The 6,915-nt window shown below is 55.2% G+C and carries 5 protein-coding genes; 2 read left to right on the forward strand and 3 right to left on the reverse strand.

Translation table 11 applies throughout. From position 1 onward, the window contains the following. Positions 1-5 precede the first annotated feature (5 nt). The gene (locus GIB19_RS11330; protein WP_274885992.1) at positions 6-1,046 is read right to left on the reverse strand and encodes a SagB family peptide dehydrogenase; all 1,041 of its coding nucleotides are present in this window, start codon (positions 1,044-1,046) and stop codon (positions 6-8) included. Between the two features lie 618 nt (positions 1,047-1,664). Continuing rightward, entirely contained in the window at positions 1,665-2,912 is a 1,248-nt protein-coding gene (locus GIB19_RS11335) for an MFS transporter (protein ID WP_274885993.1), read from the reverse strand. A gap of 103 nt (positions 2,913-3,015) precedes the next feature. On the opposite strand from GIB19_RS11335, the gene GIB19_RS11340 reads away from it, so the two are divergent. After that, positions 3,016-3,990, forward strand: coding sequence for an AraC family transcriptional regulator (locus tag GIB19_RS11340; RefSeq protein WP_274885994.1), 975 nt, complete (start codon positions 3,016-3,018; stop codon positions 3,988-3,990). A 419-nt stretch (positions 3,991-4,409) separates the two neighbouring features. Then, a complete protein-coding gene (locus GIB19_RS11345; protein ID WP_274885995.1) occupies positions 4,410-5,222 on the forward strand; it encodes a hypothetical protein in 813 nt (270 codons plus the stop codon). 494 nt (positions 5,223-5,716) lie between these two features. Here GIB19_RS11345 and GIB19_RS11350 read toward each other — a convergent pair whose 3' ends face one another. Beyond that, complete coding sequence (locus tag GIB19_RS11350; RefSeq protein WP_274885996.1) at positions 5,717-6,511, reverse strand: aminoglycoside phosphotransferase family protein; 795 nt, start codon at positions 6,509-6,511, stop codon at positions 5,717-5,719. Between the last annotated feature and the right edge of the window lie 404 nt (positions 6,512-6,915).

Raw genomic sequence — 6,915 nt, forward strand, 5'->3', positions numbered from 1 at the left:
CGCGCTTAATCTATTAAAGACTTTAAGCAGCTAGGCGTAGCCGAGCCATTGCTATAGCCACAGCCTACAAAAAACAGCACCTGCTCATTAGGATTTTCAAGCCTCAGGAGTGGCTCAATACGGCATTCATTTAGTGCACCGGTTAGCCAAGTATTCATTCCGCGAGCAGTCGCCGCCAGTTGGAAAGTCTGTGACACATGCCCGATCTCTATTAAGGCTACTCGGTAGGCACGCGAATGTTCATATTTCCACCACAACTTGTCGAATCGGGAAGTTAAAAAAAGCCCCACAGGTATATCATTTGAAAAATGTTGCCCACCGAGCAAGTCACCTAGCAACTCTAACTCGCTCCGCCAATGTAAGTTGTGCCGATGAGGATCGTAGTAGTAAACACCAGGCGCAAGCCCTGTAACGTTATTCACGTATACATAGCCTTCTGTAGCATTTAGGCCACCCACTGATGGGCTACTCCGACGCCTAGAATAGTTCTCAACCCCTCCTTCCCCTTTAGAAAGCACACGATGATCATCAAAACCTAAAGTAAGGTGCAGAAGTTCGCTCAAATCCACCAGAGAAATCGGTGATGCATGAAAATCCCTAGCAGTTGCCCTCCGCCTTAAAACATAATCTAATTCATTCGCACAGCTCGAACTTGGCAGTGAGATACCTCCCATGATTGCCTGCCCCACCTCAGCAGGCAATGATTTATCCAAAACACTATTGCAGTGCTCAAGGTATTGAGCCGCCCATTCGTGCTCGTTAGTAGGTTGGTTTTCCAAGATGACATTCTTAGTACCAACATGAAAAATCCTAGAGAGAACATCCCAACCCCAAACACTGCCATCACCCTCAGACTCTGCCAATACCTTACAACATTTAAAGTCGTCATCAATAGTACCGACTGCTCCTTCACCGTCATTCTTATAAATTAGATTTACTAAGCGTTTTGCGTGCTCAACTGATAGCTGATACTGCTTATGCCGCTTGAAGTCCCAACAAACCAGAAAGTCATCTACCACAATGAAAAAGCAATCTTGGCTGATCATATACACTCCTTTAGCTAGAGCGCAGGCCGGCACTGCGCTTTAGCGTTTATCGGCTAAGGCTTACTGAGCCTTCTTGACCAGGTGAGCCATGTTGGCAAGTTTTACAGATTCCATTTTGATAGTTTTCATTTTTTGAATCTCCGTATAAATGTCGCGTTATTGCGACACTCTTGATAATAGCGACACCTCCAAGATGCACAAGCCGAATCAAGCAGAGAAACTTCTGATAGAGTTGTAGGAATTTTTACCATGCCAATTAAATGCTAAGAGCTCTAAATCGCCAGAACCCATCTAACATGAGCTTTTCAGGCATTTGAAAGGCGACCATACCCCGCAGTTATCAGACTTAACAGAAGAGGGACTCGTCGTCAGACAAAAGCTGAGAGTCAGACTTGACGCAGCTCTTCGGGCTGATAACGCGCTGCATATCATGGTCTAAGAATAACCGCAGTGAGCCTTTCCAGAAGGGTCACTGACTCGGAGCAGCAAACCGACGGGTGCGCTTTCTGTAGCGTTAATTAAAGCGCCGTAAGGTCTCCGAGTATCTGATTGCGACTCAAAGCGGTCGCATAACAGTTCCTGATTAAGCGGATCAGCGCCGCTTGGAGAGCTAAATCATTAGTGGAGTGCCGAGCGTTTCAGCACAGCACCATCTACCGAAGGAACTCGCACACGCAGTGCAATCAGCAACGCGGCCAGCAGCATCAGCACGGCCGCCGCCACGAATACACCTGCGGTGCCTCCGAGGCTGAGCATTGCCCCACCAGCGGCTGCGCCTGTGGCGATGGCCGACTGTACAGACGCTACCACCATGCCCCCGGCGCTTTCCGCCTGGTCAGGGACCGCACTGGCGACCCAGTTCGACCACGCCACCGGCACACCCCCAAAGGCCAAGCCCCAGATCGCCAGCAGTACGGCCTGCCCTGGCACCGACGCCGGCAACAGGACCAGCGCCAGCGCAGCAACGCCCACCAGCGCGGGCATCAACACCAGGGTGGCCAATGGGTGACGAGTAAGCATCCACCCGGCCACCAATGTGCCGACAAAGTTCGCCACTCCAAAACCCAGCAACATCAGCGACAGCCCCTGCGGGCCAATGCCAGTCGTACCTTCGAGAAATGGCCGAACGTACGTGAACATCGCGAAGTGGGAGCTGTGCACCAGCACACAACCGAACATGCCCATAGCAATCCCTGGGCGCTGCAACACTTCAAGTACCGTGCGCAGGCGTGCCGGCTGACGCGGCGCAAGGCTCGGCAGCGTGAGTGACTGGAAAGCCAGGGTCACCCCCCCCACCGTCGCTGCAGCGAAGAACGCACTGCGCCAGCCATATAGCCCGCCCAGATAACTACCCAGCGGAACCGCAACCACCGTTCCTATGGCGATGCCACTGAAAATGATCGAGAGCGCTCGCGGCAACAAAGCCTCCGGCACCAACCGCATCGCCACCGCCGCCGCCATGCTCCAAAACCCGCCAAGCGCGATACCTAACAAGATACGCATCAACAAAAGCACCGCGAAACTAGAGGAAACGGCAACCAACAAATTGGAAGCGATCATCAACGTAGAAAAACCCAGCAACACCCAGCGACGATCAATGCTGCGAGTCAGGCCAGGTACCAATAGGCCGGCGAAAAGCGCCACCACGGCTGTCACCGTTACCGCTTGGCCAGCCAGCGCTTCGGATACCCCCAACTCGGTCGCCATCGGCGTCAACAGGCTGGCCGGAAGGTACTCAGCGGTCAGCAAGCCAAACACGCCCATGGCCAACGAGAATACAGCCATCCACGCGGGGGTTGCAGGTTCTGCATCCGCCCCGGCGCCCGGGCGGCTGTCGGGTACGGCATTGCACACAAGGTCAGTCATTGCATGGATCTCCCAATATTCAATTGCGACCCGTAGTCTAGGCGCGAGAGTCAGGATGATCTATGATCAAAAAAATCAGTTTATTGATCAAAACACCTGAATAATGCCGACAGACCAATTTGCCCTCTCTTCCGATCTCATAAACGAGCTGTTGCGGGGCATGCGCCTGCGCGGTGTCGACTACCGGCGTATCCAAGCGGGTCCGACGTTCGGCTTGGGCTTCGCTGCTAAACCCGGGCATGCCTGGTTCCACTTCCTGGCTGTCGGCGAAGCGGTGCTGCGCTTGGAAGACGGGACAACCTATGCGCTGTCCGCCGGTAACGCCGTCTTCATCTCCCATGGCGCTGCCCATCAATTGCTCTCACATACGCACGTGCCCGTGCAGAGAATTGACCTTCTGGACGGCGAGCCTCTCGGCGACGCCGTCAGCGCGGTAGACACCAGAACCGATGCTGGACCCTTGCCCACCACGATTTTGTTCAGTGGGTGCATGGAGTTCGAATTCGCCAGCCTCCATGGCATAGGCAAGCTGATGCCGGGCTTGATGCTGATTGATACCGGCGGCCAGCGTTACCCTGGGCTGGTGCCTATTCTCAACACCATGGAGCGCGAGGTCAGCGCCGCACGCGTCGGCTTTGCCGGCATCCTCGCGCGATTGGCCGACGTGGTCGCCGCCATGGTCGTTCGAGGTTGGGTCGAGTGCGCCTGTGGCAACGCAGCCGGCCTGGTTGCCGCCCTGCGCGATCCGCGGCTAGCAGGTGCACTCCTGGCGCTGCACCAACAACCGGGCCGCGACTGGACCGTCGAGCAATTGGCAGAGCAATGCAGTACGTCCCGCTCGGTCTTCGCCGAGCGTTTTCAATTGACGATTGGCATGACCCCGCTGCGCTACGTCACCGAAGTGCGAATGCGGCTTGCCAGCCAGTGGCTGACGCTAGAAAGGGTGCCAATTGAAGAGGTCGCGCAGCGTTTGGGCTATACGTCTCAAGCAGCGTTCAGTCGGGCGTTCAAGCGTGTTACTGGTATGACGCCTGGATTGAGTCGGAGGTTGAGGCAGTCGACAGCCACCGGAAGCTGAGTACCTCTGTGATGTGATTTCGATTATTCGTCACAAGTACCCTTCCTCTTACAGTCCGCTATCGACCCATAGTGGACTCTCGTCACTTGAGGAACCCGCGGAAGATGAAAATCTCTGTTCCCAGCTTTCGAGCCCACGAACACTAATAAAAGTGATTCATATTTGAGATGCAGGCGCACGATTGACTGCCATAGAGCAGTGGTTGCCCAAGATGAATTGATGATGGCGGAGCAAGCTGACTTATGGCGACCGTCGCTACCCCACCCATTGCGTCGGATGGTGGGTGGCACAGGGCAGCCAACACCAGGTGCTTTGTAATGCACCCGATTCTTGTTATAAGACTGGCCGTTTTTCACGCAATATACCGCGCTTGGCACCCTACGATGGCCAGTGGACGGTTTTTCAAGTAAGGACGCTGAATGATCAAGCTCAAACCCCTTTTGCCAATCGTGGCCGCATTGACCATGACTGGCTGCGTGACCACCGAGCGTATGCCGGATGGCAAAACCAGGATTCGCTTCTCTGATGACACGGCCAACTCGCTGGCCTCGTTGATGCCCGCTGCTGTGGTCCCAGGTAATTTTGCTGCTGCGAGTGGTGGCGAACTGGACCTGTTGGCGAAAAAGAGCGCGGCGGGGGGTGGCGTTTACCTGTACTTCAACGGTCGCTATGACTTCACTTGTGCCTCCGCGCTGCTTTACAGCGCCAAATCTGGCCGTCCACTGAGTGAGTCTGACAATGTCGGCTGCCGGGATCGTTATTATCAACGTCAACTGGCCCTAAAACAGGCGGGTCAGCCCTACGATCGAGCGGCGCCTGCCTATGACGCATACAATCCGAACAATGAATACTGGGAGAAATTAAAGGGACAAACCCTGGGGCAGTTGGCGACCACGCAGCAATTTGCCACGCGTACGTCCACGAGCACCCAGCTTGAGCGCGATGGTTCTTACACCATAACTTTGAAGTTTGCAGGAAATGGGGGTGGGGTGCACGTGGCCGTGGTTCCCCAGCCATTCCGAGTTCCGGTGGTCATGGAGAATGCGGTTGAACAGGCGAAACTGCGCAACGGCATTCCAATTGACGACTGGGTTACGTGTAATGTGCTGCTCAACTATGACCGAACGGTAGACCGTGGCCAACGGCCCCGACATATTGCGCCAGACGCATACCGGCAATACGAGGTACGTTTCAACGTGGCTTCTGTCAGTTGCAAGCTCGGTATTCGTTGACCGTAGGCAAGCCAGTGCCAGCTAATCGGCTCACGAAAGCAGCTTGCGCGCCCCTTGATGGCGCTGGCATGCAGCGAACACGAGCGAAGTCCGTGCCCGCCGGCGGAATTTCTGCTTGGCGGGCAAGCCAGACCTGCAAGGGCCGATACTAGCCGATAAGATCAGTCCACCCGCACGAACACGTTCTTTGCTATATCACTGCCGCCAACTGACTCCAGGCGCTCGGATATCCAGCACGCTAACGGTGATCAGCACAATGCCGTGTTACGCCCTTTAGTTGGTCCTAACCGTTCCTTCAACAATGTGCTCTTACGGTACTGCTATTCGCCAATGGCAGCTAAGGGTCGAAAGCAGACCGTCGCGACTGACCGCAATCGACCCATAGCAGTCTGTCGCGAAGGACAGCAATCAGCCAAAGGTAGTCAGTCGAGACCGTGAGCTATCGCAACCCAAAGTTGATAGAAAAGTATTCTCGCCTCGTGCTACCGTAAAACTCACAAACCGAGCGCCAACGCTGCAAGCTTCGCCACCTCAAGGGGGGTATCCGGCTCAATGTCGTCCTCGAGCATCCAGGCTGCTGACAACCCCGCCCATGCGAGCACCCACTGCAACAACCTCCGGCGATCAATTTCGGAGGCGTGTGCTACGACCCCAATCCGGCGCTCGAAACAACCTGGAGCCAAAGCGCTTTTGCTATCCGGATTGCAGAAAATATTCGCGTAATCGAAGCCGCGCTCACCGTACAGTCCCTTCGGATCGATAGCGAGCCATCCCTTGGCGCCAAAGTCCAAGACATTACCGTGATGGATGTCGCCATGCAGCACCGTGACTTCGCGAGGGGCACCCAAAAGTTGGCGGGCGGTTTCTGCGCATTGTTCAAAGATCCCTCTGTGCGTCGCCGCTGCGCTCCATAAGGCTTCGAACCGTTTAAAAAGTGGGACCAAAGCAGGCAGCGGTTTTGTACGAGGTATGTGGAGGCGGCGGACCACCGCACAGATAATACTAGTTGCCTCGTCGTCATGGCCGCAGTTCACCATGTGCGCAAGGGAGACCGAGCCGCTCGCACGCTCCATGAGTAAGGCCTCACCGTCATGAGCCAGCACCGGAGCTGCTCCTTCACCGTCCCACCAAGCCATGAGCAGGTTGCCTGCTTGCTCTTCTAGCTCTTGCGAGATTTTGAGCATGGCTGGTAGGCCGTGGTGGCGAACGGGCAGTAGATGTCCATTCTGCGAGGCGAAAGCATCACCGTCGATGGTCAGCTCCCATCGTTTCAGGTAGTGATCAAACATAAATTCATTAACTTTCGGACTTTCCTGAGCAGCATTATGAATGATTGATACATAAGACTAAACGTCTGCTTTGGGCGGGCAGCCGCCTTCTCCGACGGGCAGCTTTGGGTCGTCAGTTGCCTTCATGAATGGCTGCTATCGACCCATTGCGGCCATTCGCGGAGGGCAATGAACGGCCTATAGCGCCCCTTCGACCATACCGCTCGATGGGTGTTCATGGCGTACTTCGATACAGACATGGCCTAGTTCGAAGCTACCATCTTGGCCCTGTGGGGCTATTCCAAGCGTTGCTACAGTGGGCTCCAACAAACTCCACCCACTGCGAGCAACTACCCATGAACAACCGCCTTGATTACTTCAAGCTGTCTCCCCAAGCGTCCAACAAACTGGTGGAACTCACCCTA

Origin of the sequence: Pseudomonas sp. ITEM 17296 (assembly GCF_028895205.1) — a bacterium.
GTDB lineage: Bacteria > Pseudomonadota > Gammaproteobacteria > Pseudomonadales > Pseudomonadaceae > Aquipseudomonas > Aquipseudomonas kermanshahensis.

Excerpts from the sequence above, each read along its gene's own strand:
- GIB19_RS11340 (WP_274885994.1), top strand. The coding sequence starts at position 3,016 with ATGCCGACAGACCAATTTGCCCTCTCTTCCGATCTCATAAACGAGCTG.
- GIB19_RS11335 (WP_274885993.1), bottom strand. The coding sequence starts at position 2,912 with ATGACTGACCTTGTGTGCAATGCCGTACCCGACAGCCGCCCGGGCGCC.
- GIB19_RS11330 (WP_274885992.1), bottom strand. The coding sequence starts at position 1,046 with ATGATCAGCCAAGATTGCTTTTTCATTGTGGTAGATGACTTTCTGGTT.
- GIB19_RS11350 (WP_274885996.1), bottom strand. The coding sequence starts at position 6,511 with ATGTTTGATCACTACCTGAAACGATGGGAGCTGACCATCGACGGTGAT.
- GIB19_RS11345 (WP_274885995.1), top strand. The coding sequence starts at position 4,410 with ATGATCAAGCTCAAACCCCTTTTGCCAATCGTGGCCGCATTGACCATG.